The organism is Fischerella major NIES-592, assembly GCF_001904645.1.
In the GTDB taxonomy this organism is placed as follows: Bacteria; Cyanobacteriota; Cyanobacteriia; order Cyanobacteriales; family Nostocaceae; genus Fischerella; species Fischerella thermalis.
This window is the reverse complement of sequence record NZ_MRCA01000016.1, coordinates 26,779-50,259: the sequence shown is the minus strand read 5'-3', so window position 1 is coordinate 50,259 and position 23,481 is coordinate 26,779. Positions and strand designations below refer to the sequence as shown.

Below are 23,481 nucleotides of genomic sequence, written 5' to 3'. Positions count from 1 at the left end.
GGCTCAATTATAGTTGTCTCTGGCACAGCTTGCCCATGTATAATTCAGTTATCAGTTATCAGGGTGATAAATGTTCGCTGTTGACTGATTTCACAGTGATTGCAACTGCTACTAAACCATAAACACTTATCCCACTTTCACGAAGTGTCTGTATAGCAGACCTGGCAGTTGCTCCTGTAGTGTAAATATCATCTAATAATAACACTGGGTTTTTTGGACGCAGACAAAAGTCTTTCCCTAATCCAAAGGCTTCATTTAAATTTTTTTCTCGCTCTGATGCAGATAAGTTAAACTGTGCCTGAGTTACTTTAATTCTTTCTAAGCCATGTTTTTTTAATTGTAATCCAGTTACTTCGCAAAAGCTTTGAGCGATGAGTGCAGCTTGATTATAGCCGCGTTGCTTGAGCTTGTGGGCGTGCAGTGGGATCGGAACAACTACTAAGGTACGATCGCACCCGCACCCGTGATGTGATAGCCATGCTTGTGCTAATAATTGACCCAACAGACGAGCTATTTCCGGGTGATTTTCGTATTTCATTGTAGCGATCGCTCGTTTGAGGATACCGCCATATGTACCCCAAGCAAATATTGGCAGAGACTGTGTTTTAAGATTATGACATTTTTGCAGTTGACGGATACAGTTTGGACATAGTTCTTGGGAGGTGAAACGCTGGCACAAAGGACAATTAGATTGGAGAAAGAGGTCGAGTAGGTTTTTCCAATTGCTCATTTGTCATTGGTCATTAGTAAAAAAACATTGGATTAGACTATGTAAATGCGATCGCTTATCTCTTCACGCCCTAAACTAAAGTTTTGGATTAAAACTGGTCATAAACTTTTTCAGAGTAAGCTGAAGCTTACTTCAGCTATTAGCCCGGAATTAAAATTCCGGGCGGAATATTGGGCAGGTGAGGTGCAAGATATGCGATCACAACTTCTAGTTGTTGTAACAAATATTTCCCTAATTATGTAGGGTGAGGATGCTCACCCTAGATGAATACTTAAATTCGTTTTGTGACTTTTTTCAGTGTTTGGGCAATAGCTTGAGCATCTTTGCCAACAAAAATCTCTTTTTCACCGTTACTCCAAGTGATAAAGCAGCTATACTGTAATCGATTTTGACTAGATAAATTCCGAAAATCAACTTGACGAATGTAAGCTAAATTTATTAATCCTTTTGTAAATGTTTGACAGAGAATAAGTTGTGGCATTATGGAAGTGTCCTAAATGTATGTTGATGGAAGTGTCCTGAATGTATGTTTAGGAACAGAGGGGCGAGGGTACTTGGTCGTGCGATCGCCCTTCTCTACTACTATTTAATCTCATTTAACGGGACGTGTCAATAGATTATATTAAAAAAATATTATACTTGGAGTAGTCTTAAACAATGGGACTAATCAACAGAATTCAAGAATTTGGCAAAGAAAAAGGCATCCCCAGCGCCAACAAATTTTGGCAAATCACTGGACTGCCAAGAGCAACTGCATTTAGGCTTTGGAGGGATAGAAATATTTATCCAGATAGAGGAAGCGTTGAAGTTATTTGTAAAAAATTAAACGCCCAACCAGGTGATTTTTTGAATTACGTAGAGGAGGCTGATGAAATCAGTTAACAGTTATTAGTTCGTAACGGGTGGTGCGCTTTCGAGGAATCTATCCAAAAGAAGTCGCCACAACCCGAAAACCACATATCCGTAATCCCCCATCCGCTTCGTTCCAGCTGCGACTAGCGCTACGGCAAAGTTCTGGACTAAAACTCCAAGAACCACCCCGCAATACCCGACGGTGCATATCTCCACCTACTTCCCATACTGTTCCATCTGTAGGAGCGCCATCATAATTTTTATGCCAAGGATCAGCACACCATTCCCAAACTAGCCCATGCATATCGTATAAGCCAAAGGCATTTGCCACACCAAAACTACCTACAGGTGTTGTTTCTTTGCGATATTTACTTTTGATTTCTGAAGATTCGCCGCTACTACAATTAGCTAACTCAGAGGTAATTGTTTCACCAAAATGGAAAGGTGTTGTTGTACCTGCACGAGCTGCATATTCCCATTCGGCTTCGCTGGGTAAGCGATAATGTCGCCCGGTTTTTTTCCACAAACGGGCACAAAATTCCACTGCTTCATGCCAAGATACATTTTCTACTGGTCGATTAGCACCTTTGAATTTAGAGGGGTAAGGATTTAAAGACTGTTTAACTTTGGGTAAAGCTGCAACTGCTTTCCATTGGGCTTGTGTGACAGGATATTTTCCTATAAAAAAGGGTTCGACGGTGACTCGATGTTGCGGACGTTCATCAGCATCTCCTTCTTCTTCACTTGCACCCATCAAGAAGCTACCACCAGGAATGGCTACCATTTCCATAGTTACACCATGCCCTAAATCTTCTGTATAGTAATTGGCAGTGCGATAATCACGCTTAATTTCCCTACCTGTAGAGTCTACCGTTACTGTGTCAAATTCAAAAATTTCTAGAGCAGGAAATCCTGGTGTGACTGATTGTCGTATTGTTGTCGATAATTGGGTTTGGTGTGGCGTGAATGTTGGCGATGTTGTAGATACAACAGGTAATGAAAAAAATGATTTTTGGGGATTTAAATCTTTGAGAACTTCTGCTGCTGATTGATACCTTTCTGAGGCTAAATGTTTCAGCAATTTATCTAAAATATTTCCTAAATCTTCGCTGACACTAATCCCTTTTTCTGCAAGAATTTCCCGCCATAACCATTTACAAGTCATAGGGTCAAAAAGGCGGTCATGAATTTGACCATAAGCATCTCGTACAGGTAAACAGCCAGTTAAGAGCCGCGCACAAGTCACTCCTAGAGCATACAAATCACTGGCATGACAAGCAAAGCCTGCCATTTGTTCACTGGGTGCATAACCAAGTGTATAAAGCACTGTAGCTTGTCTAGCTAAACTTGTTTGCGTAACTTGTTTAGCGCCACCAAAATCAATCAATACTAGTTTGCCATCGCTTTGACGACGAATAATATTTTCTGGCTTAATATCACGATGAATGACATTGCGCGCATGGATAAATTCTAAAACAGGTAATAAGTCAGTTAAAAGTTCTCGGATTTTTTCTTCAGTAAAAGCTTGTTGACTTACTTCTGCAAAAAGGGTATTTCCTTGAATAAATTCTTGTACTAAATACAAGCTTGTACCTTGTTCAAAGTAAGCCAATAATCTCGGAATTTGTAGATGATTTTCTCCGAGTTCATACAGTCGAAAAGCCTCTTCTTTGAATAATTCTGCTGCTTTAGTGCGTTCAGATGTGCCATGAACTTGTGGAAAAAATTGTTTGATGACGCAGGGAGCATTAAGTCTATCAATGTCTTCTGCTGCATAAGTTCTGCTAAACCCGCCTTCGCCTAACAATCTTGATACGTGGTAGCGGTTGCGTAACAATTCACCAAAGTTGCTTTGTCCGCAACTAATGCAAAACCTATTGTCATCAGCATTGAAGGGATTTGAGCAATTGGGATTTTGGCAGATTTGCATAGCCGAGCCAGGGATTACATCTTTTCGAGAGCAGGCCCAATACTATCTATATCGAAAACAGATATGTGGACAAATAAGCATGAGTATTAGTTCATCTGTGATGTTGCTCGTACAGAAGGTGATACAGATGAAGAAACCCTTTATTTATTTGTTTATCTGTACCTTAGAACTTTTTAAATATAAATAAATATGAGCGTAGGTTTTTCCGTTCTGAAGAGGATAATAGCTGAAGCGATCGCTCTTGTCAAGCGCTAGTGTTGGGGGGCAATGGGGAGGTGAGGAGTGTGAGGAAAATAAATAGTGACTAATGACAATTAACCATTGACTATTGACTCTTTCTTTCTGAAGAAGCACGGATTAATTCCGCGATCAAAGCAACTGTTGCAGAGATTACAATTAAGATGACGCTCAAAGCATTAACATCGGGTTTTACTCCTGTTCTAATGCGGCTAAAAATTTCCATTGGTAGAGTATTAGAACCACTACCAGCAGTAAAAGTAGCGATAAGAAAGTCATCCAAACTCAAGACAAATGCCAACAGACAACCGGCGATAATCCCAGGCATTAATTGAGGTAATAACACCTTGATAAAAGCCTGCACTGGTGTAGCTCCTAAATCTAACGCAGCTTCTTCTAAATAGGGATCTAAATTAGTCAATCTCGCTGAAACAACTAAACCAATGTAAGCCAAACAAAATACAACATGAGCCGCCACAATAGTCCATACACTCAAAGAAATGCCAAACAGAGGAATAGCGACCGCCGCGAGAAACACCAAAGTAGCAACAGCGATCGCAATATCGGGAATAATCAACGGTAGGTAAGAAATACCGCGATACAAAGCTTTACCAGGAAAGTGATAGCGCCCCAACCCCACCGCCATTAAAGTTCCCAACACCGCCGATATACCTACAGCACAAAAGGCAACTATTAAACTATTTTTTAAAGCCAATAAAATTCGCTCATCACCAAACAGTTGACGATACCAACCTAGGGTGAACCCTTGCCAGGTAGCACCGTAAGGTGATTTATTGAAACTGTAAAAGCCAAGTACCAAAATTGGCAAATACATTAACACAAACATTAATAGCGAGAAAACCGCTTGCCAGGATAAGACACGCGGTTTTCCCCCTAAATGAAATACGTTCACACCCGTGATTTTAATATTTATTCATCTTACCCATATCACAATAGCACAATTAAGCATAAAAATCAAAAAATTCCTCACTCAAAAAACTTAGTGCCTTTGTGCCTTGGTGGTAAAAAATCACAACCACCAAGACTCCAAGACACAAAGAATTTTTGGCATTGCTGAATCAAGATATGAATTTACAATTCACGGATATGTAGAGACGTAGCAATGCTACGTCTCTACAAAAATGTATACAAACATAATTCATGACCAGATTCAGCAACGCCGAATTTTTTAATTATTTTTTGTGCGACACAAATCTGCGATCGCTAACAATAATTGATCTATGTCGACTGGTTTGGCAATGTGGGCTTGGAAACCTGCTGCTAATAGTCGGGAGCGATCGCTATCTCCAGCGTAGGCAGTTAATGCGATCGCTCTAATGTTTCCACCCTGTTCTGGAGGCACTGCTCTGATTTGCTCTATCAAACTGTAGCCGTCTACCTCAGGCATGCCGATATCACTGATTAATAAGTCATGCTGCAATTGTGCTAAGGCTGTAAGGGCTTGGTTTGCTGAACTAGCAACAGTTACTGTCGCTCCATATTCTTTTAAACAATAATCAAGAAAATTGCGTGTGTCTGGGTTATCATCTACTACTAGTATCCGCAGTCCTGCGAGGTAGGAGGAGGTAAGTTTGTTTGATTGTTGTTCTGTGTCTTTTTCTCTACCTTCTCCTTGTTGTTCTATGAGGGGCAATTTTACGGTAAATGTGGCTCCTTGTCCTTCTCCTGGGCTATAGGCGGTGACGACACCGCTGTGCAATTCGACTAGATGGCGGACTATTGCTAATCCTAGTCCTAATCCCCCAAATTTTCTAGTGGTACTGCTATCTGCTTGGCGAAAGTATTCAAAGACGTGGGGTAGAAATTCGGAAGAAATACCCATACCTGTGTCTGTGACTGTGATTTGGGCGTAGCGGTTTTTGTGGTGGGGTGATATTGTTCCCCCCATCTCCCCATCGTTGACTACTTCTAGGCGCACTTCTACCCTACCGCCACTGGGTGTAAATTTAACTGCATTGGAAAGTAAGTTGCCAATGACTTGCTGCAAGCGATTTGAGTCCCCCTGAACGAGAATGGAAGATGTGGAGAAACTTTTACTTACATTCCCCTCTGTCTCCCTTGTCCCTGTGTCCTCTCCATCTGGAAGTATATACTCAAGTTGAATTTTTTTGGTTTGTGCGACTAGTTGCACGGTTTCTAATGCGGCATCAATTACTGTTGTTAGGTTGACGACGGCTAAATTGAGGCTGAGTTTACCTCGGAGTATGCGGGAAACATCTAGTAGGTCATCAATTAGTTGAATTTGTAGTTTAGCATTCCGCTCAATGGTGTCTAAGGCACGATCTGTGGCTGTTGGATCTAGCTTGCGATTTCTGAGTAATTTTGTCCAACCAAGAATGGGGTTGAGGGGCGATCGCAATTCGTGAGAAAGAATGGCTAGAAACTGATCTTTGATGCGGTTAGCAGCTTCTGCTTCTGCACGGGCTGCTTGTTCCAACTCTAACAGGTGAGCGCGTTGTTGTTCTATTTGTTTTTGGTCGTGAATATCAGTACAAGTGCCAAACCATTTGATAATGTTTCCTTGATTGTCTGTGAGGGGATAAGCTCTCACTAAATGCCAACGATATGTGCCATCACTGGCTCTTTTGAAACGCTGTTCGTTATCATAGGGAATTCCAGTTTGCAAAGATTGTTTCCAGCGTTGTATGGTAGTTGGTAAGTCGTCTGGATGCAGTACTTTGTGCCAACCAGTTCCCACAGTTTCTTCGAGAGTAAGCCCCGAATATTCACACCAACGCTGATTTGTATAATCAGTCAAACCTTGGGCGTTGGTTGTCCAAACCATTTCGGGAATACCTTCACTCAGCATTCTGTAGCGTTCTTCGCTTTGACGTAGGGCTTCCTCTGTGTGTTTGCGCTCAGTAATATCTTGGGCAGTACCCATCATGCGCACTGCTTTGCCTGTGCGATCATACAAGCATCGACCTTTGGCTGCGATCCAACGTAAACTACCGTTAGGCCAAATGACGCGGTACTCAACATCATAATCAACCTTGCCTTCCAAAGTTTGCATCACTGCTTCATGGGTAAAGTGGCGATCATCTGGATGCAGAGAATTAAGAAATACCTCGTAGCTTATTTGTGTATTAGATGCAAGTCCAAACAGTTGCTTGCATTTGGCAGTCCATACTAATTCGTCGGTGGTGAGATCCCAAAACCACATTCCTAACTCTGCTGCTGCGGTGGCTAGGCGAATGCGTTCTTCACTTTCGCGTAAGTCTGCTTCTGTTTGTTTGCGATCGCTGATATCAGTGGTGATGCCAACTATCCTGATAATGTGATGATTATGATCTCGTACTGCTAATCCCCGGTCTTCTACCCACAGATAGTAGCCATCTTGATGACGGACTCGATACTGGGTGCAAAAACGGTCTCCCTGGGCTAGACTTTCTGTAAACTCCTGTTCGGCTTGTGGCAGATCATCAGGATGAATATGCGATCGCCACCATGCTGAGGTTGGTTCAACTTCGTCTAGCGTGTAACCCAAAAGTTCAGTTAAACCTTGAGTTCTGTTTACAAAATCACTTTTCTTATCCCAATCGTAAATTAGGCAATTCGCAGCCGCAGCAGCTAGTTCAAACCGTTCATTACTTTGCCGTAAGGCAGTTTCTGTACGCCGTTGCTCTGTAATATTTGGATTTTCTCTTAAGGCAGTTGCTAAAGCAACTTCATGCATTTCTAAAACTGATTGTAGATTTGATGTGACTGTAATCTCAGTAAAAGTTGTGACAATACTATAAGGTTTAGTTTTTCCTGGTAAGAACAAAGGTTGTGAGTTCACAAGTAGCCAGACAAGCTCACCATGCGGCTGATACAATCCCATCACAACATTCAAACAGGATTTACCTGTGGTAAGGGCAACCATAAATGGATGATTTTCCTGAGAAAAAGGAGAACCATCTACATTAATGGCTTGCCAGGGTGCATCCAGCCAATTACGCCCAATAAGCTGCTCTGCTGTTAGTCCTAAAATCCGCTCCGATTCAGGGTTACAGGCTTGAATGCGACCATCCGCAAGCTGAAGCACCATTGCTCGCTCTTGGTCTTTGCTCATCGAATGCGTGAATTTTTCTGAGACTTGCTGCCAAGACAGCTTGCCATCAGCCAATGATTGTAGAGACTGCTCAAAATCTGGCATTTTTTATCCAATTGGAAAAATATACAAAATTTTAACTAAAATTTATCTCTGAATGAGTTAGATTTTATGACAAAATATTCTATCCTTAGAAGGATGATAGGTATTCTTTACTATTTATCTATTTTCAAAATTAGATTAGTAATTACTGATTAGTAGGGACTGGTTTTGGTAAATATTTCATTATCCCAGCCTCTAACTATCATAAGCTAAATCAGTCTGTACATTAGTCATTTGTTTATACTTGTTGAGAGAAATCTAGCAATAAAGAGCAACAAGTCATTATCTATTTGCTACAAACTACGATATTTATACCAATGTACATAAACTGAGATTACTCCTGGCGAAGGAACAAATCAAGATTTTGATTGACTACAGTGGTCATAGTAAGGAATCAATAAAAAACACAAAAATTTTTACTATGAAAGACCAAAAAGAAAATCAAATCAATCAACCGGTAAGTGAAGATTGGCATTCCCAGGAAGAGCCAAACGTCAAGGAAAGAAATTTAACAGCAAATCCAGGCGATCGCATTGCTGATGAACCTCAAACAATCGAAGAAAAAAGTCAACAAGTCGCTGTTGATTCTCCTGACATCACAGGAGACCACATCAAAGTTCCTACCTACTTTATAGTGGAAGAGCCTGATGGTGAAAAAAAAGCACTCCACCATGTTAAAGATGCAGAAGAAATTTCTGATGTCATTCGACAAGCAAGAGTAGATGAAGAAGGTAATAGAGTTTGGTGGTAGTTTGTTTAGCATCAACGAGAAATTCATCGTTGATTGTGGAGAATAAACAAATATTAACTAAATGTTTTTGGTGCGTTACGCTCTGCTTTAACGCGCCCCAATTAAAATACCGCTTGCAAAAGTCTATTTCCAGAAAAACGAACACCGATAAACACAGATAAACACCGATAATAATGTATCCTGCGCCAAGCAATATCTGTGTCCATCAGTGTTCATCTGTGTTCGTAATTAAAAATTATCTTGATTTTTGAAGAGATCTTTAATATCCAGTTAAAAATTAGATATTTGCGTAAAGTTCATGCTGCTGATCCATCGGGTAATGTATGAAAAACCTCACCCCTAGCCCCTCTCCTTGCCAAGGAGAGGGGTGTCTGATAGGAGGGGTGAGGTTTCATTCCAAAGCTGGGGTTGGCCGAAAAAACTCACCTGAAGTATAAATGTGTCTACGGTAAGGTTGAGTATTCAATATTAAGTAACAAATATTGCCACACCAGTATGAAAAGCCAAATCCTAGCTATAGCAACATTTACAGCTTCAATCAGCTTTCATCAAACTGTCTTAGCTGCAAATTCAGAACACATCAGACAGTTATTAGCCACTAAGCAGTGTCAAAACTGTGACCTTAGCGGTGCGGGGTTAGTGATGGCTGATTTGAGTAAGGCAAATCTTCAAGGAGCTAATCTTAGTGGTGCTAATCTCAGTCGTGCTAACTTAAGTGGTGCGAATTTAGCTGGTGCAGACTTGAGCGGTGCTAGTTTATTTGGTGTAAATCTAAGTGGTACTAAGCTGACAGGGGCAATTCTCATGGGTGCAGACTTGAGAAGTACTTATCTAATCAATGCAGATTTGACTGGTGTGAATCTCAACGGCGCTAACTTGCAGGGCGCTTATGGTATCCCGTTACAAATTGCTAAACCAGAGGAATTTTATGCTTGGGGTGTTGCAGAAGCGCAAAAAGGTAATCAACAACGGGCGTTAGAATATTTTAATCAAGCGATCGCACTCAAATCAGATTATGCTGGTGCTTACTTGGCTCGTGCAGTGGCTCGTTATCAGCTCTTTGATAAACAAGGTGCTTTTCAAGACGCCCAAGCCGCAGAAAAACTGTTTACTAATCAAAACGATGGTGATGGAATACGAACAGCACAAGCTTTTATCAAACAACTAGAAACGCCCCAAACAGCGCGGTTAGATCCTGGTAAACCCAGTTTTATGGACTTTTTTGGAAGTGTGACTTCACTGTTGCTTCAGTTTCTGCCTTTTTAAGTAGAAGGCGAGGTGGGGAGGACATGGGGGACAAGGAAGAAAAAGCAACAACTAACCACTAACTAATGTAGAGACGTGCCATGGCACGTCTCTACAACAACCAACAATCAACAACCAACCAACAACCAGCAACCAACAAATGACCATTTCTAACCAATTGTGGGAAGCAAATCAAGACATAGCAAAAGCTTGTTTACTACATCCTTTTGTCCAAGGGATTGCTTATGGTACGCTGCCATCAGCGAAATTTGCTTACTATGTGGGGCAAGATGCTTTTTTCTTAGAAGCTTTTGCCCGTGCTTACAGTGTCGCCGCAGCGAAAGCGCCTGATTGGGAAGCATTTATGACATTTCATGATTTAGCTGGTGGTGTATTGCAAGAACTACAGCTGCATGAAGGCTATGCAACTAAGTGGGGAGTTGATTTACGTTCTGTACAACCAGGCGCAACAACACGTCACTATACAGACTTTTTGCTAGCTACTGCTTGGGGTGGGGATGTGGGTTTAATTGCGACTGCTATGTCTCCCTGTATGCGTCTATATGCTTTTTTGGGGGAAAAATTGGCTGAAGATGGCATTGGCGAACATCAATACACAGACTGGATTCGTACTTACAGTAGCTCAGATTTTCCGTCATTAGTGCAACAGTTAGAAAGTCTAGTGGATCGTTTTGCAACTGCTTATACTCCAGCCCACTCGACTTATCGCTATGCCATGTTGTGTGAGCAAGAGTTTTTTCAAGCGGCATGGCAATTTGGGGAGTAAAATTAGCTATAGGAATTCAGCAATTCTACTTACAGCAGTTTCTAGTATGGGTGGTTCATGTACCAAGGCAAAGCGGACATAGCCTTCTCCAAATTTGCCAAAACCTGCACCAGGAGAGATAGCCACTCCCGTGTTTTCAACTAGTTGGGTACAAAATTCCATAGAATTTTGACTCCACGGTTCTGGTAACTTTGCCCAAACGTACATTGTGGCTTTGGGTACAGGAACATGCCAATTAATGCGATGTAAAGCATTAACGAAAGCATCCCGACGCTGACGAAACTTCTCAACTGAAGTTTTAACTATATCTTGTGGTCCCACTAAAGCAGCGATCGCACCGTTTAGAATACCACGATATTGGTTAAAATCAACTGCTGCTTTCACTTGACGCAAAGCATTAATCAATTTAGGATTCCCAATTGCGTAGCCAATCCGAAAGCCACCCATGTTATAAGACTTGGAAAGAGTAAAAAATTCGATTGAGACGGTTTTTTCTGGATCTGCTTGGAGAATCGAAGGGACAAGAGATTTGCGATTGGGGATTTCTCTAGAATTTCCTATTTCTTTTTCCTCGAAAACTAAATCAACGTAGGGGAAATCGTGAACAAGAATGAGGTTGTGTTGCTGACAAAAGGCGACAGCTTCTTTAAAGAAAGAGAATGGGGCGATCGCGCTGGTAGGATTGTGTGGATAGCTCAACACCATCATCCGTGCTTGTGCTAAGACAGGGGCGGGAATGTCAGCAAAAACTGGTAAAAAATCATTTTCTGCTCGTAGTGGCATTGGGTAAATTTGACCACTAGCTAAGTAAACTCCGCCAGCATGAGAAGGATAACCCGGATCGAGTAAAAGAGCAAAATCCCCTGGGTTAAGGACTGCCAAAGGTAAATGGGCAGTGCCTTCTTGAGAACCGATCAGTGGTAGTACTTCTGTTTCTGGATCTACAGCAATGCCAAATTTTTGCTCGTACCATTGGGCAGCAGCTTGACGGAAAGCTTGCGTGCCATGAAATAACAAGTAACCGTGGGTACTGTGATCATACAGAGACTGGGCGATCGCATCCACTACGTGTGATGGGGCTGGCAGATCCGCAGATCCTAAAGATAAATCAATTAATCGCCGTCCAGCAGCCAAAGCTTTGGCCTTAGCTTTATCCATCTCGGCGAATACGTTGGATTGTAGGGGTTGTAACCGTTTGGCAAATTCCATTGTAGTCAAGTGTCAAGTGTCAAGTGTCAATTGTCAAGTGTCAGTGGTCAATGCCTTTTGACGCTGGACTATTGACTATTGACTTTGGACTATTGACTAGTTTAAGTGAGTATCTAGGAAACTAATTAATTTCTCCTTACCCATGACTCCTTCAGCAGATGCCAAGATATTGTTACCTTGAATAAGCCTAATAGCTGGAACCCCTTCTACCTGGTATTGCTTAACAGTAAGTGGATTGGGGTCGATTTCCATTTTTACTACTTTTAAGCGATCGCTATAAGTATTGGCAGCAAGGTTCACTAGTGGACTCATCAATTGACAAGGACCACACCAAGAAGCCCAAAAGTAAACTAATACTGGCTCCTCGGCTTGCAAAACTTCGGTTTCAAACTCAGCATCAGTTATGCTTTTGACACCCTTACTCATTACAGTCTCCTAATGGTGTTATCGTTATCAGTTGACACACAAAATTACTGTATCCCAAAGTAGTCAATCATCCATAGCCAATATTCAATAGTTATTCCTGACAATTAACTATTGATATTTATTAACAAATACATATTGACAAATACGCAAACATTTGATATGTACTCTGCGTTCCTCCGCGCTTCACTTTGCGTCCCTTTGCGTTGTAAATAAAACCTTGACGCAAAATCCCACATCCAAAAAGGTGTGGGATTAATTTCAAAATTATGATCAAGGTGTTACATCTGGTCTATTTGCTTGCCTAGCGCTTCTAACTCAGCATCAACCACTTCATTGTTAGATGTGGAAGTGTTTGCTTGCTGTGTGTTAGTGGTAGATTCTTGGGGTGGTAGTGCTTGTTGATTTGGAGGATTGGCAGGAGCAAGGGAAGCTTTCAAAGCAGCCAATTCATCGTCAACGTCGCTGCTAGATTCCAAAGCCGCAAATTGGTGTTCTAAGTCTGAACCAGCCAACTCAGCTGCTGATTGAGCGCGGGCTTCTTGCATCAAAACTTTTTCTTCCATGCGCTCAAATGCTGCCATCGCTGAGGAGGTATTCATACCGCGTACCATACCTTCGAGCTGCTCTTGAGCTTTGGCAGCAGTGATCCGAGCTTTAAGCATTTCTTTCTTAGTCTTAGCTTCAGAAATTTTGCTTTCCAGCTGGATGAGGTTACGCTTGAGACTTTCGACTTGGGTAGTTTGCTGTTCTAAGCTGGCTTTGAGAGCATTTCCTGACTCAGTAAAAGTCTTTTTACGCTCCAAAGCTTGACGCGCCAGATTTTCATCACCTTTTTGTAGGGCGAGTTGAGCGTTACGTTGCCATTTGTTTATTTCATTTTGAGCATCGTTGTATTGTTTTTCGGTGCGTTTTTGAGCCGCGATCGCCTGAGCTACTCCCTGGCGTAGCTGAACTAAGTCTTCCTGCATTTCCAGGATCGCTTGTTCTAGCATTTTTTCGGGATCTTCAGCTTTACTTACTAAATCGTTGAGGTTGGCGCTGACTACTCGCCTAATCCGATCAAATAATCCCATAACTTTGTTTTTCCTTTGAGAGATTTACGCGCGACTTTGGGAAGTCAGCTTTTTTACTCTACTTATTTAAATTTAATCTTTTCGGAATAATTCAGTTCTCCTCTTTGTATTAGTACATGTATGGGCTTTATGCACCACGTCTACTAAAAAACAGAAGGCACCTATGCTGAAGGATTAAAATTAACACTTCATACTTCACATTTCATCCTTCAATAGACCCTTATTCTTAAGATATGCTTTTAATTCACGAATTGCCCAATCTCGCTTAACTCTCACTTTGGGGTAATTGTTGTGGTGATGATTGTGTATTTTCTTGACTACTAGGTAATTGTGCTTTCATCTGTAACAGTTCAGCATCCACTTCCGATTCTAGGTCTGCAAATCGTTTTTCTAATTCATCTGTTCCCGTAACGGCAATTGCTTCTTTTTGTGCTTCTAGTTGTAGAACTTTTTCTTCCATACGCTCAAAAGCATTCAAGCTGCTTGTTCCAGAAACGCCTTCTAGCAATTCTTGCAATTTGACGCTAGCTTCAGCAGAACGAGCGCGAGCAATATACATATCTTTTTTAGTTTTGAGTTCAGTAATTTTTAGCTCTAGCGATCGCATATCTTTTTTGAGTCTAGCGACAACACTGCTTTGCTCTTCTATTTGATGAAGAAGGGCTGTGGCTGTTTCTTGGTAAGCGCGACGTTTGGTGAGGGCTTCGCGTGCTAGAGTTTCGTTACCTTGTTGTAATGCTAATTGGGCGCGACGATACCATTCAAGAGCTGCGGATTGGGCTTGCGCTGCTTGCCGTTCTGTACGTTTTTGGCTAGCGATCGCCGCGGCTATAGCCTGGCGCAGCTGCACCAGATTATCCTGCATTTCCAAAACGGTTTTTTCCAGAACTTTTTCTGGATCTTCCGCAGATCCAACTAAACTGTTGATGTTAGCACGAATTACCTGCCCAATCCGGTCAATTAGTCCCATCTCGCCCTCCATCTACATTGTCACGGTGGTTGGTGGTTTTGCCTACACCCCTATTTTCCTACACCCCATCTTTAATCAGGCTACTCTACTTTGGCTGTAATTCCTTTGCTTTGTAAAAATTGCATCTGCTTTTTAACTTGTTCTTTGGTTTTGAAAGCTCCTAGATAAATTGCTTTTTTATCTTTGGATAAATAAGCATCAGGAACTACTTGCCGTACTTTAGCCAAGCTTTTTTCATCTTGATTATCTGTAAATATGTGAAAGAATCCATCTCTCGATGGTTTTATTCCTGGATCATCGATATTTTGCAGAGTTGGAGTTGGAGTGGGGGTGGCGGGGGTACTAGCAGCAACAGTTGGTGATGGAGTTGGGGAGAATGTCGGTTGCGCCTCCATCGTCTCAATAGTGTTTGTTGTGGGTGCAACTGTCGGATTTTGAGTAGCAATTGGAGTAGATACAGCTATGGGTGTCGGCTTAGGTTTTGGTGTTAAAGCAACAACATCATTGGGGTCTTTGACTTCTGGAAATTCGCTATTTGCGAGATTGGGAAATTTGGGTATGGGTGTCAGTTCTGGTTCAGTAACTGTGGTGGTTACTGGTTGGTTGTTGGCGGTTGTTGTTTGATTGTCAGGAGTATTTTTTTTAAATAAACTGCCAAGGCTCAAATTTGGCAAACTTTTGGGATTAAAGACTGCATAACCAAGGCTAAGACTCGCCATCAACATCAACAGCATCGAGCCTATACCCAAAGGCGAAAGCAGGCTGTCATTGGAATTATTCCGCTTTTGGGTTGGTGATTGTTCTTCTGTCAAACTTCGCAGTAGCGCTTCTGATGATTCTAAATAGTCATCAGGTGGTTTGGGGTTGCTTTCGGGCTTAACGAGATTGTCACTTTGATTTGTTTTAATGAATGCAGGCACAATACTGGCAGAATTGGGTGCAGGTGGAGAGGGCATTTTGGAAGTGTACTGTTGTGCAGTTTCTTCCTGGATCGGTCCTGGAACCTGTTGTGTTTCTGGCTTGGGTGTTGATGGTACAGTGGTGGAAAACTGGGGTAAGGATATTTCCTCACTACTGTTGGTAACTGGTGATGGGATTTTAACTTCCGTTGTTGGAGTAGCTGTTATCTGTTGGAATTTACTACTGGTGGAAACACCCATACGAGTTTGACTAAGTGTCTTGTATGTGAATCGTGTGCGCCGATAACGTGCCAACTCTTGATCTAGTTGCACTTCTAAACTCGCCAGTGCTGCTGCAAGTACTGGCTTTAATTCAGGCGTTTTGGAGGATTTTGCACCCGTATCTACTAGAGGGTTTTGACTCATTGCCTATTTGCCTCAAACCTAGACTGCCCGATTAATCACAAGGTAAACTAAAAAAGCCAATTGCGATCGCTAATTGCTTTATTTATTAAAATAGTTGTACCAACACTATTGTAAATTTGCATATATTTAATGCATCAACCAAGTTGAGTTGGGACACGCATTAACTAGGATGTCGTTTAAATCTATTAATGATATTTTATGTCTTCTGCAATTAGAGACAAAATTACAGGAGCAACCTTTTCAACGTTTGCTCAAGTGTTGGTCTGAAGTTGTAGGAACAACAGTAGCAGCTCATGCTCGTCCATTGTCTCTTCAGCGTGACGTGTTGCGGGTGGCAACTTCTAGTGCAGCTTGGGCGCAGAACTTAACTTTTGAACGCCAACGACTACTTGTCAAGTTAAATGCAGTACTACCGACTCCGTTGGTAGATATTCGCTTTTCTACTGCTGGCTGGCATTCTGTTAAACAAGTTGATCAGCCACCCAAGTTATCTGCACCACTTCAACATCCCAGTTACCTTGGTAAAGAATTTAGTATAGAAAATGATGTGAAGTCTACTGCCAGTGATGCGAATGCGGCTTTTGCAGACTGGACAGTGGCAATACAAAGGAGATTGCAGGGTTTAGCCCTTTGTCCGAACTGTGAATACCCCACACCCCCTGGTGAACTGCAACGTTGGGGGGTTTGTTGCTTGTGTGCCGCCAAAAAGTTTTCTCAAAAAGAATGAAGGCGATCGCACCACATAGGGGCTTTAGCAGTGAGTCAGTGCGGTGAACTCTTTCTCCGGCATAAAGAAGCCACTGCGCCCTTGGGGGTTCCAAGAGTTGTAGCACGTGGCGTCACCTGGCGTACACGCATAGACGCAACAGCAGCTTACGCAGGTAGGGGGTTCTCGTACGCCGTAAGGCGTTCCCGCAGTGTAGAGTACCCGGAGGGCTTCCCACTAGGGTAGGACACAAAGAACACAAAGAAAGGAATAAGTTGGTAGGGATTAGTGATTTTTGTTGGGTCATATGAAAGTACGACCCTTGTATCCTCCCGTTTCGGGGGTAAAATCTTACTCCCTCCCCGTTTCCTACGGTGCACTATGAATCCTGGTTTTACCCCACCCTAACCCTCCCCTTGTAAAGGGGAGGGAACTGGATATTTTGTTTCCCCGCGATATTCGGGGGGATTAAAGGGGGTAAATCCAACTTCTGTGTACACCGTAGCCCCGTTTCGCTTAGGGTTGGGCAGGGGTTCTTTTTATTTGTGCAAGAGGGGTCTATCATTGTTTGACTGATGACTCATTGCTGAACTGAAGACAAAGAGTAAACCTGACCATCAATTAACAGCCGGGTGATACCTTTGGCTTGGAGGTGGTAGCGGGCCTTATGCAACATTCTGCTATCAGGAATTTTTACCACGCGATCGCGTTTGGTAGAAAAGCGCTTTGCGACTCGGTGATTATCAAACACTGGCAAAGTTCTTTCTTGGGTTTCTGGACTGGGGATATATCCCAAGTCGCCAAACTCTCGCAGTGGTCTGGTGATCAATTCTGAGGAACGATCAATCACTAAATAACACGTTCTGGGTAAACTAGCTGCTGATAATGGTAAGACTCGCACAAAACTGTCACCAGTTCTGGCTCTTGCTACTAAACGTGGTCGTTCTCGATATTCTTCTTCCTCCTCCTCGAAGTCTTCATCATCAAAGTCTTCTTCTTCTAGATCCTCATCTAAATCTTCTAACTCTTCTGACTCGTCTAGCAAGTCTTCACCCAGCATCTCCGCGATCGCTTGAGTATCTGTATGTACATCTTCGAGCAGCGGACTTGGGATATTGGCGATTTCTTGGGCTTGAGGTTCTAAAAGTTCTAATTGTTTGACGACTGGTGGTGCAGTCTCTTTGGCTGCTGAAGAACGCCGCTTGACTCTCCTACTATTGGAGGTGGAATCAGTCAAGTCAGCTGCAACCACAGGAGTAGGTTGCTCTTGTTGCAGAGGAGTTACCTCCTGCTGTGGTTGCTCCTTAATCTCTGGCTGTGACTGCACAAAGGACGGCAGGTGATCATAACTTACCTGTGCTTTGCCTTCAGGAGTTCTAGCAGCACGCTTTAACGAAACAAGGTATTCGTACTCATCTTCTGGTAGAGTACTTTTGAGTAAGCGACTAATAGTCGAGTTACTCACGTCATAGCGTTCTGCTAAAGTAGAAGTTGTTTCAGCAGTTTTACGGTATAATTTCAGGATTTCTTGTTTATCAGATTCTGTTAGTTTTCTCACGGCAGGACACCAAAAAAATTTTTTAACTACGTTTTCTAACTCGTTCTCGACGGGAACGGCTTAATGATGCGTCATATTCCAAGACAGCACCCATACCAAATAAAACTCCACTCCAGACCCAAAACACTTCCAGTATTTCTCCACTTTGATAATTGGGAATCGAATTTGTGGCGTATTTATACCACATATCTGCAATGTAGAGCGAAAATGCCGCAGCTGCAATCATACGCCAAGAAAGAGAAACTCGTCCGCCCCAAAAAGCCAGCAGTAGAGTAGTAGCGATAATTAACAGCAATACGTCGCTGATCACGTAAAACCAATTTAAAGCAGAAGCAACAATTTCTAACCCAGGAGAATATTGGGCTTGGACTGCTGCGGTCTGTGGTTGATTGGAAATTAGCCATGCCAACGCACTGCCAAAGGCTCCTATTGCCAATACTATTATCCACTGTGAAGTTTCTAAATTCAGTCGCCTAGAAGCCACTGCTAAAACCATACCGACGCCCAGCAACAGATATGTTATTACAAAAAATACATCACCTAATGACGGAAAAGGTTCTTCTTTTAAGACAATTTCCGTATACCCAAAAAATATCCCTCCCAGGAAATAAGAAAGCATACCAATACCAATTGCCAGCCAAACGTTGCGATCGCTAACAATTTGCTGACTGCGCCAATTCCTTAGACATAAAATACTAGCAGATAGATAAGCCATTGCCTCAAAAACATTTGTGCCAAAAACATACCAATCAGCACGCCTGAGGCAAGTTGTTGCTTCCTGGGCTTTGGCGCTCAGTTTTGCTACACAGTCTGCTCCTACTGGAACCTTGGCACTAAACAATAAAAAATACAATAGTGCCAATACACCCCAACCTATGCTAGCCAAAATAATGTTTTGAGTGGTGAATAAAGATTTAGAACCTTGAGATTTGTTGTAAACGCTACTCATAATCCTTGACCATGACAGAGTATTCTGCAATGTTTTTGGTTCGCAAGATTACAGGATCAACGCCATATGACAAGGGTTTTGCCAATTAAGTTGTGCAGCTATCCAGAATCTCACGTCAATAAACACTGATATACATTAATGCCACAGTTTACTCAGTGGAGACTGATTTAGCCAACTGATGAATAGCGATCGCTCTCCTTCAGGCATATCTTGTAATTTATCAGCTACGGGATGGGCAAAGTTGGTATTGCCAAAATAGGCTTTTCCTAACCGATGCAAATCTTGCAACAAGGTGATGACATGATGTTCTTGCCAATTAGGAACTGGGACACTCAGCGGATCGATTTCAAGTAAGTATTTGATTCCCTCCGGGGACGACACCTGGGGAAACTGCCACTGTTGCAAGGTTTCGCCCATTTCTTTCTGAAATACGGCAGCTTGTCTAGCACCCAAAAAGTCTTCAATATCCATGTACACAGCTTGCAACAGCAAAATACTAGCTTGGGTAAAAATACCAATTTTGCTATGACTACCTGTGTCACTACCAAGCTGATCTAAACGAATCTTACCCCAAACGCTAAAACGTTCCGGTTCTTCTAGCAAAACACAAGCTTTACCTTTGTTATCTGTCAAGTCTCTCCATAAAGCCTTGGCTTCTTCTTCTTGGCTAGCTTTAAAGACGCTTATTAATCTGAAGGTCTGCCCCTGATAATGGAGAATCGGTACTTGCTGATCCCGTTTTGGGTGCTGAATGGTCGATATTTCAACATCCTGCCTTTTAAGAATAAACATGACACTAGCAGATAACTCCTCACAGGGGCATTGTTATTAACAGTTATCAGTGATCAGTGATCAGTTTTATGACTGGGTATAAGTCTCCTACCATAAATCTGATAACTGCGGCTGGTACTGTTCGCTGATTTAATATGGCAGATATCATAACCTTATTAGTTGTTGGTTAGTGGTTGATTGTTGGTAGTTAATTTTACCCAAAAACAAACAACTAGCAACTAACAACAAATTACTAATACCAAAAATCTGCCACCTCATACCCCAATTCCTCTAGCATCCGCCGTAGTAGAGGTAAACTGAGTCCAATCACATTACTGTGACAACCTTCGATTTTTTCCACAAATAGACCACCACGCCCTTCCAAAGCAAAAGCACCAGCACACTTGAGGGGTTCACCCGTGGCAATGTAGGCGTCAATAGTGCGATCGCTGAGTTGGGCAAAGTAAACTCTTGTTACTTGATGCTTGACTAAAATGTTTTGATGTGAATTATCGATCAAAGTATGACCAGTATATAAATCACCAAAGCTTCCCTGCATTACCCGCCAACGTTGGCGCGCTTCCTCAGCATCTGTTGGTTTGCCGTGAATCTCACCGTTAATGGCTAAAACTGAATCACAACCCATAACTAAAGCTGATTCAAACCGAGGCGCTACAGTTTCCGCTTTTCGTTGAGACAGAATTTCTACTAGTTGCGCCGGATCACTAATTTTCACTTGCGACTCGTCAAAATCACTGGGGCAAACTATTGGTTCGATACCAACAGTTTGTAACAAGCGGCGTCGCGCCGCAGAAGCAGATGCCAGTACAAAGGTTGGAATGCCCATAGTTTAGGAGGGGGAGGTGGGGAAGGTGGGGGGAGTGTGAGGAGTGGGAAATAACTACTAACCACTGTACAGACGTGCCATGGCACGTCTCTACAACCACTAACTACTAACAATCAACCACCAACCACTAATAACCAACACCTAATATACAGAAAAAGAATCAACAGACTCCTCTATCGCATTTTTGACTTTTCGCCAGCGTTTTTCTGGTACTGAGGCATTAAATGTAAAAAGCTTACCTCGACTGGTGGCAACACTAGCGAGGTTATGTCTTTGTTGCTTATTGGGAAGCGTAATTAAATATTCTAATTTGTAATATATTTTGCCGTCAGATTCTACTTGCTCTGCATTGACTAATTCTGCTGTCCGTCCTGAGCCTTCGGGAGCAAGGGCATTTTTGGCCAGCTTGTATCCTACTTCACTTGGTGTCCCTAATTCTGGTAGACTTTTCGCTTCTGGTACTGGACTAATTACCACAGAAACATTCTCACTAAATTCTATTAAATCGTGGAAGACCACATCTGGGCCATCGGTCACTCTAACTTGCACCCAGCCGTTAGGATATAAAAATTGATAGCCATCACTAGTGTCTACAAAACTTCTGAGAGCGGCAGACGCTGTACCGTAGTTAGTAAAGCTAAAGCTCAACACTAGTAACAAAATTACTGCAATTCGTTTCCACATTTGTTTCAATTCCTTTGGCTCGGAAGCAACACAAAGCAAGTATCATTTGTCGTTTTTAATTCTCCCACGGATGCTAACAACTTACGAACTGCGCTGGTTTTAACCTGGTACAATACCAGAAAACATTCAATTTTGGTTTGAACAACATTGTCTAGTTCTGTCTTCCCAACCACAAGAACCACCTTTTGCTGATCATGCCCGTATATTGGAGAATCTTCAAACAACAGCCAATTGGATATTCAGTAGTTATTTGGAACATAAGTTATTAGCTGTTGATTCTTATGCTCACCCAGTTTGGTTAGCACCAGTTATTGGTTAAATAGCACAGGTGCGTTTCTCTATCAGCGCTTGCTTATTATGTGCTGTCTTGAGAATTTGCCTAAAATCACCCATTAAATTATAAGTAATTTGACACAACCTTTAAGTAAAATTTTTTACTCTACTGCCGCTAAAAATATTTAGCACAAAATCTATCTTTAGCAAGAAGTAAGATTTTGCTTACTCATGTATTTGAACAAAAGCCATTTAAATACTTAATTGAAATTTTATTAAACCTCAAAAAAATTAAATTAATCTTTTTATTCCATAAATAGTAAAAAAATTATGTTATAGCTTAAGTAAATATAGTAACTTTAATATTGAAAGTTTACAAACCCAGTTTAATTTGTCTGCGATTAACCCACGTCCATCATGATTAAAGCAGCACACTACAAAAACTGGCTGCAAGAAAGCCGTTATAGGAATCGAGGAAGTGCTTATGTGTTTGCACTTCGATTCAATGTGATGGCTGAAGTTGGAGAATTTCCACCCTAGTTGTTGTGGTTTCAGGTAGAGAAAGTTTTTGAGCAATCTAAGGAACTTTACATTATCGTTGATGAAAAATGCAGACTTTACATTGACACACAGAAGTTTCAACGAATGTAGTTTGCTCAAAAGAGTGCTTGATTAACTAAATATATTGGGGAGATTATAGCTGTTTAGCAGAAGATAGCGATAAATCACACTTTATATTCTTACTGCTGTGTAAATCTCTGGTTTTACCCAAAAAACCAAATATTAGCCTATTTCAACTATCAAGTTTGAAATCTGAATTAGTTTGATGGTTGTGTGAGCAAAATTATCCTACTGGCTGATCAATATTATTTAGGCAATGCTCTTTTGATTCTGATAGCTGTCAGAAAACACAACAAAATATCAAGCTAACTCTAGCTACTATTTAGTAGTTATGAAAATCTGAGTTTTACCGAGTATGTAGTTTGGCAGATTATTTTTGTCTACTAGCAAGCTTGAACTTGATATTAAATGTAGGTGAAACAAGTTAATTTTTGTGGAATTTAGTTTTTTGTTTGGTAACACTAACTAAAAGTGATTTATCGTCATTAATTTCTCGATGTATTTTTGTTTGTGGCAATAAATCTACCAAAAAAATTAGTTATTTTGTGTAACCTGCTAAACAAATTTCAATTTATGGGAGATTTTTGGCAGGATCACAAAAGCTATAGTAGTGCAGACCACAGAAAATTATTCATTAATTATCTTAAGCGTAAGGACTGACAAAATTATGAATCAAAAATCTTTATCAAAAGTGCAACGTTTGAAAGAAGTTTTATTAATTAATCTGCTAGGAGAAATACCAACAATAGCTTTTGGACCTCTTTTAAGGAAACTGTTTTATCGGTTTATTTTCTCTCGGATAGATAAGTCAGTCTATATTCAAAATGGTGTCGAATTTATAGGTGCAAGTAAAATTGAAATTGGCAGTCATGTGCATATTTTTAAAGGTGTGCGTATAGACGTTAAAGGCGAAGATAGCAGAATTACTTTAGAAAAAGGCGTGGCCCTTGAAAAAGATGTAACGATTGGTGCTTTAGACAACACCTGCGTACAAATTGGTGAAGGTACATTTATTGGTCCTGGTGTATGTATTGCTGGTCCGGGAGATATCACAATCGGCAAACGCTGTTTAATTGCTGCCCATGCGGGAATATTTGCTAACAATCATAATTTTGCAGATCCGACAAAATATATTGCAGATCAAGGTATTAGCCGCCAAGGAATAGTTATAGGAGATGATTGTTGGTTAGGGCATAATGTTACAGTGTTGGATGGAGTGACAATTGGTGAAGGTAGTGTTATTGGAGCAGGGGCAGTTGTTAATCGAGATATTCCTCCTTATTCCATAGCGGTGGGAGTACCTGCAAAGGTAATTAAAAAACGAGGTATGAAGGAATTGGTATTGAACCAGCAAAACGTGAAAGAGTAAGCATTATTCAAA

The 23,481-nt window shown here is 41.5% G+C and carries 22 protein-coding genes; 7 read left to right on the top strand and 15 right to left on the bottom strand.

What is annotated here, in order from left to right; translation table 11 throughout:
• Window positions 1-58: 58 nt before the first annotated feature.
• Together NIES592_RS20825 and NIES592_RS20815 are read right to left on the bottom strand one after the other, a co-directional pair.
• Window positions 59-730, bottom strand: a complete 672-nt coding sequence (locus tag NIES592_RS20825; RefSeq protein WP_073556774.1) for a ComF family protein — start codon at window positions 728-730, stop codon at window positions 59-61.
• Between the two features lie 271 nt (window positions 731-1,001).
• Window positions 1,002-1,211, bottom strand: a complete 210-nt coding sequence (locus tag NIES592_RS20815) for a hypothetical protein (RefSeq protein ID WP_062245639.1) — start codon at window positions 1,209-1,211, stop codon at window positions 1,002-1,004.
• 176 nt (window positions 1,212-1,387) lie between these two features.
• Here NIES592_RS20815 and NIES592_RS20810 point away from each other — a divergent pair, with 176 nt between their 5' ends.
• Complete coding sequence (locus NIES592_RS20810) at window positions 1,388-1,612, top strand: helix-turn-helix domain-containing protein (RefSeq protein WP_009459008.1); 225 nt, start codon at window positions 1,388-1,390, stop codon at window positions 1,610-1,612.
• Between the two features lie 40 nt (window positions 1,613-1,652).
• Here NIES592_RS20810 and NIES592_RS20805 read toward each other — a convergent pair whose 3' ends face one another.
• From NIES592_RS20805 to NIES592_RS20795, 3 genes are all read right to left on the bottom strand, one after another.
• On the bottom strand, window positions 1,653-3,512 hold the full coding sequence (locus tag NIES592_RS20805; RefSeq protein ID WP_062245641.1) for a bifunctional serine/threonine-protein kinase/formylglycine-generating enzyme family protein: 1,860 nt from the start codon (window positions 3,510-3,512) through the stop codon (window positions 1,653-1,655).
• Window positions 3,513-3,837: 325 nt separating this feature from the next.
• Complete coding sequence (locus NIES592_RS20800; protein WP_305887806.1) at window positions 3,838-4,662, bottom strand: ABC transporter permease; 825 nt, start codon at window positions 4,660-4,662, stop codon at window positions 3,838-3,840.
• Window positions 4,663-4,938: 276 nt separating this feature from the next.
• Window positions 4,939-7,908 carry a PAS domain-containing hybrid sensor histidine kinase/response regulator gene (locus NIES592_RS20795; RefSeq protein ID WP_073556772.1) on the bottom strand — a complete coding sequence of 990 codons (2,970 nt, stop codon included), beginning with the start codon at window positions 7,906-7,908 and terminating at the stop codon, window positions 4,939-4,941.
• 418 nt (window positions 7,909-8,326) lie between these two features.
• Between NIES592_RS20795 and NIES592_RS20790 the strand changes: the two genes are divergently transcribed.
• The 3 genes from NIES592_RS20790 (at window position 8,327) to NIES592_RS20780 (ending at window position 10,688) form a co-directional block, all read left to right on the top strand.
• Window positions 8,327-8,656 carry a hypothetical protein gene (locus NIES592_RS20790; protein WP_062245645.1) on the top strand — a complete coding sequence of 110 codons (330 nt, stop codon included), beginning with the start codon at window positions 8,327-8,329 and terminating at the stop codon, window positions 8,654-8,656.
• Between the two features lie 495 nt (window positions 8,657-9,151).
• Window positions 9,152-9,922, top strand: coding sequence for a pentapeptide repeat-containing protein (locus NIES592_RS20785; RefSeq protein WP_073556771.1), 771 nt, complete (start codon window positions 9,152-9,154; stop codon window positions 9,920-9,922).
• A 139-nt stretch (window positions 9,923-10,061) separates the two neighbouring features.
• Complete coding sequence (locus tag NIES592_RS20780; RefSeq protein ID WP_073556770.1) at window positions 10,062-10,688, top strand: TenA family protein; 627 nt, start codon at window positions 10,062-10,064, stop codon at window positions 10,686-10,688.
• A 6-nt stretch (window positions 10,689-10,694) separates the two neighbouring features.
• Here the strand turns inward: NIES592_RS20780 and NIES592_RS20775 are convergent, their stop codons facing one another.
• The 5 genes from NIES592_RS20775 to NIES592_RS20755 all read right to left on the bottom strand — a co-directional run bounded on the left by NIES592_RS20775 (window position 10,695) and on the right by NIES592_RS20755 (window position 15,691).
• On the bottom strand, window positions 10,695-11,897 hold the full coding sequence (locus tag NIES592_RS20775; protein WP_073556769.1) for an LL-diaminopimelate aminotransferase: 1,203 nt from the start codon (window positions 11,895-11,897) through the stop codon (window positions 10,695-10,697).
• Between the two features lie 96 nt (window positions 11,898-11,993).
• A complete protein-coding gene (locus tag NIES592_RS20770; protein ID WP_062245654.1) occupies window positions 11,994-12,323 on the bottom strand; it encodes a thioredoxin family protein in 330 nt (109 codons plus the stop codon).
• Window positions 12,324-12,601: 278 nt separating this feature from the next.
• Window positions 12,602-13,396, bottom strand: a complete 795-nt coding sequence (locus NIES592_RS20765; RefSeq protein WP_073556768.1) for a PspA/IM30 family protein — start codon at window positions 13,394-13,396, stop codon at window positions 12,602-12,604.
• A gap of 265 nt (window positions 13,397-13,661) precedes the next feature.
• A complete protein-coding gene (locus tag NIES592_RS20760) occupies window positions 13,662-14,366 on the bottom strand; it encodes a PspA/IM30 family protein (RefSeq protein ID WP_062245657.1) in 705 nt (234 codons plus the stop codon).
• A gap of 80 nt (window positions 14,367-14,446) precedes the next feature.
• Entirely contained in the window at window positions 14,447-15,691 is a 1,245-nt protein-coding gene (locus tag NIES592_RS20755; protein ID WP_062245659.1) for a hypothetical protein, read from the bottom strand.
• 169 nt (window positions 15,692-15,860) lie between these two features.
• Here NIES592_RS20755 and NIES592_RS20750 point away from each other — a divergent pair, with 169 nt between their 5' ends.
• Both NIES592_RS20750 and NIES592_RS24745 read left to right on the top strand, forming a co-directional pair.
• Window positions 15,861-16,418: a DUF721 domain-containing protein gene (locus NIES592_RS20750; protein WP_073556767.1), complete on the top strand. Its 558-nt coding sequence runs from the start codon at window positions 15,861-15,863 to the stop codon at window positions 16,416-16,418.
• A gap of 30 nt (window positions 16,419-16,448) precedes the next feature.
• Window positions 16,449-16,643 carry a hypothetical protein gene (locus NIES592_RS24745; protein WP_143168393.1) on the top strand — a complete coding sequence of 65 codons (195 nt, stop codon included), beginning with the start codon at window positions 16,449-16,451 and terminating at the stop codon, window positions 16,641-16,643.
• Window positions 16,644-16,977: 334 nt separating this feature from the next.
• Here the strand turns inward: NIES592_RS24745 and NIES592_RS20745 are convergent, their stop codons facing one another.
• The 5 genes from NIES592_RS20745 to psbP form a co-directional block, all read right to left on the bottom strand.
• A complete protein-coding gene (locus NIES592_RS20745; protein WP_073556766.1) occupies window positions 16,978-17,955 on the bottom strand; it encodes a transposase in 978 nt (325 codons plus the stop codon).
• A 22-nt stretch (window positions 17,956-17,977) separates the two neighbouring features.
• Window positions 17,978-18,904 (bottom strand): hypothetical protein, encoded by a 927-nt coding sequence (locus tag NIES592_RS20740; protein ID WP_062245665.1) that lies wholly within the window; start codon window positions 18,902-18,904, stop codon window positions 17,978-17,980.
• A 135-nt stretch (window positions 18,905-19,039) separates the two neighbouring features.
• Window positions 19,040-19,696 carry an Npun_F0813 family protein gene (locus NIES592_RS20735; RefSeq protein ID WP_062245666.1) on the bottom strand — a complete coding sequence of 219 codons (657 nt, stop codon included), beginning with the start codon at window positions 19,694-19,696 and terminating at the stop codon, window positions 19,040-19,042.
• 232 nt (window positions 19,697-19,928) lie between these two features.
• Window positions 19,929-20,522, bottom strand: a complete 594-nt coding sequence (locus NIES592_RS20730; protein WP_073556765.1) for a Maf family protein — start codon at window positions 20,520-20,522, stop codon at window positions 19,929-19,931.
• A 141-nt stretch (window positions 20,523-20,663) separates the two neighbouring features.
• Entirely contained in the window at window positions 20,664-21,206 is a 543-nt protein-coding gene (gene psbP / locus NIES592_RS20725; protein WP_009458976.1) for a photosystem II reaction center PsbP, read from the bottom strand.
• A 1,561-nt stretch (window positions 21,207-22,767) separates the two neighbouring features.
• Between psbP and NIES592_RS20715 the strand changes: the two genes are divergently transcribed.
• On the top strand, window positions 22,768-23,469 hold the full coding sequence (locus NIES592_RS20715; protein WP_073556764.1) for an acyltransferase: 702 nt from the start codon (window positions 22,768-22,770) through the stop codon (window positions 23,467-23,469).
• The last annotated feature ends 12 nt before the right edge of the window (window positions 23,470-23,481 follow it).

Excerpts from the sequence above, each read along its gene's own strand:
- NIES592_RS20825 (WP_073556774.1), bottom strand. The coding sequence starts at position 730 with ATGAGCAATTGGAAAAACCTACTCGACCTCTTTCTCCAATCTAATTGT.
- NIES592_RS20815 (WP_062245639.1), bottom strand. The coding sequence starts at position 1,211 with ATGCCACAACTTATTCTCTGTCAAACATTTACAAAAGGATTAATAAAT.
- NIES592_RS20810 (WP_009459008.1), top strand. The coding sequence starts at position 1,388 with ATGGGACTAATCAACAGAATTCAAGAATTTGGCAAAGAAAAAGGCATC.
- NIES592_RS20805 (WP_062245641.1), bottom strand. The coding sequence starts at position 3,512 with ATGCAAATCTGCCAAAATCCCAATTGCTCAAATCCCTTCAATGCTGAT.
- NIES592_RS20795 (WP_073556772.1), bottom strand. The coding sequence starts at position 7,908 with ATGCCAGATTTTGAGCAGTCTCTACAATCATTGGCTGATGGCAAGCTG.
- NIES592_RS20790 (WP_062245645.1), top strand. The coding sequence starts at position 8,327 with ATGAAAGACCAAAAAGAAAATCAAATCAATCAACCGGTAAGTGAAGAT.
- NIES592_RS20785 (WP_073556771.1), top strand. The coding sequence starts at position 9,152 with ATGAAAAGCCAAATCCTAGCTATAGCAACATTTACAGCTTCAATCAGC.
- NIES592_RS20780 (WP_073556770.1), top strand. The coding sequence starts at position 10,062 with ATGACCATTTCTAACCAATTGTGGGAAGCAAATCAAGACATAGCAAAA.
- NIES592_RS20775 (WP_073556769.1), bottom strand. The coding sequence starts at position 11,897 with ATGGAATTTGCCAAACGGTTACAACCCCTACAATCCAACGTATTCGCC.
- NIES592_RS20770 (WP_062245654.1), bottom strand. The coding sequence starts at position 12,323 with ATGAGTAAGGGTGTCAAAAGCATAACTGATGCTGAGTTTGAAACCGAA.
- NIES592_RS20765 (WP_073556768.1), bottom strand. The coding sequence starts at position 13,396 with ATGGGATTATTTGATCGGATTAGGCGAGTAGTCAGCGCCAACCTCAAC.
- NIES592_RS20760 (WP_062245657.1), bottom strand. The coding sequence starts at position 14,366 with ATGGGACTAATTGACCGGATTGGGCAGGTAATTCGTGCTAACATCAAC.
- NIES592_RS20755 (WP_062245659.1), bottom strand. The coding sequence starts at position 15,691 with ATGAGTCAAAACCCTCTAGTAGATACGGGTGCAAAATCCTCCAAAACG.
- NIES592_RS20750 (WP_073556767.1), top strand. The coding sequence starts at position 15,861 with ATGTCGTTTAAATCTATTAATGATATTTTATGTCTTCTGCAATTAGAG.
- NIES592_RS20740 (WP_062245665.1), bottom strand. The coding sequence starts at position 18,904 with ATGAGTAGCGTTTACAACAAATCTCAAGGTTCTAAATCTTTATTCACC.
- NIES592_RS20735 (WP_062245666.1), bottom strand. The coding sequence starts at position 19,696 with ATGTTTATTCTTAAAAGGCAGGATGTTGAAATATCGACCATTCAGCAC.
- NIES592_RS20730 (WP_073556765.1), bottom strand. The coding sequence starts at position 20,522 with ATGGGCATTCCAACCTTTGTACTGGCATCTGCTTCTGCGGCGCGACGC.
- psbP (WP_009458976.1), bottom strand. The coding sequence starts at position 21,206 with ATGTGGAAACGAATTGCAGTAATTTTGTTACTAGTGTTGAGCTTTAGC.
- NIES592_RS20715 (WP_073556764.1), top strand. The coding sequence starts at position 22,768 with ATGAATCAAAAATCTTTATCAAAAGTGCAACGTTTGAAAGAAGTTTTA.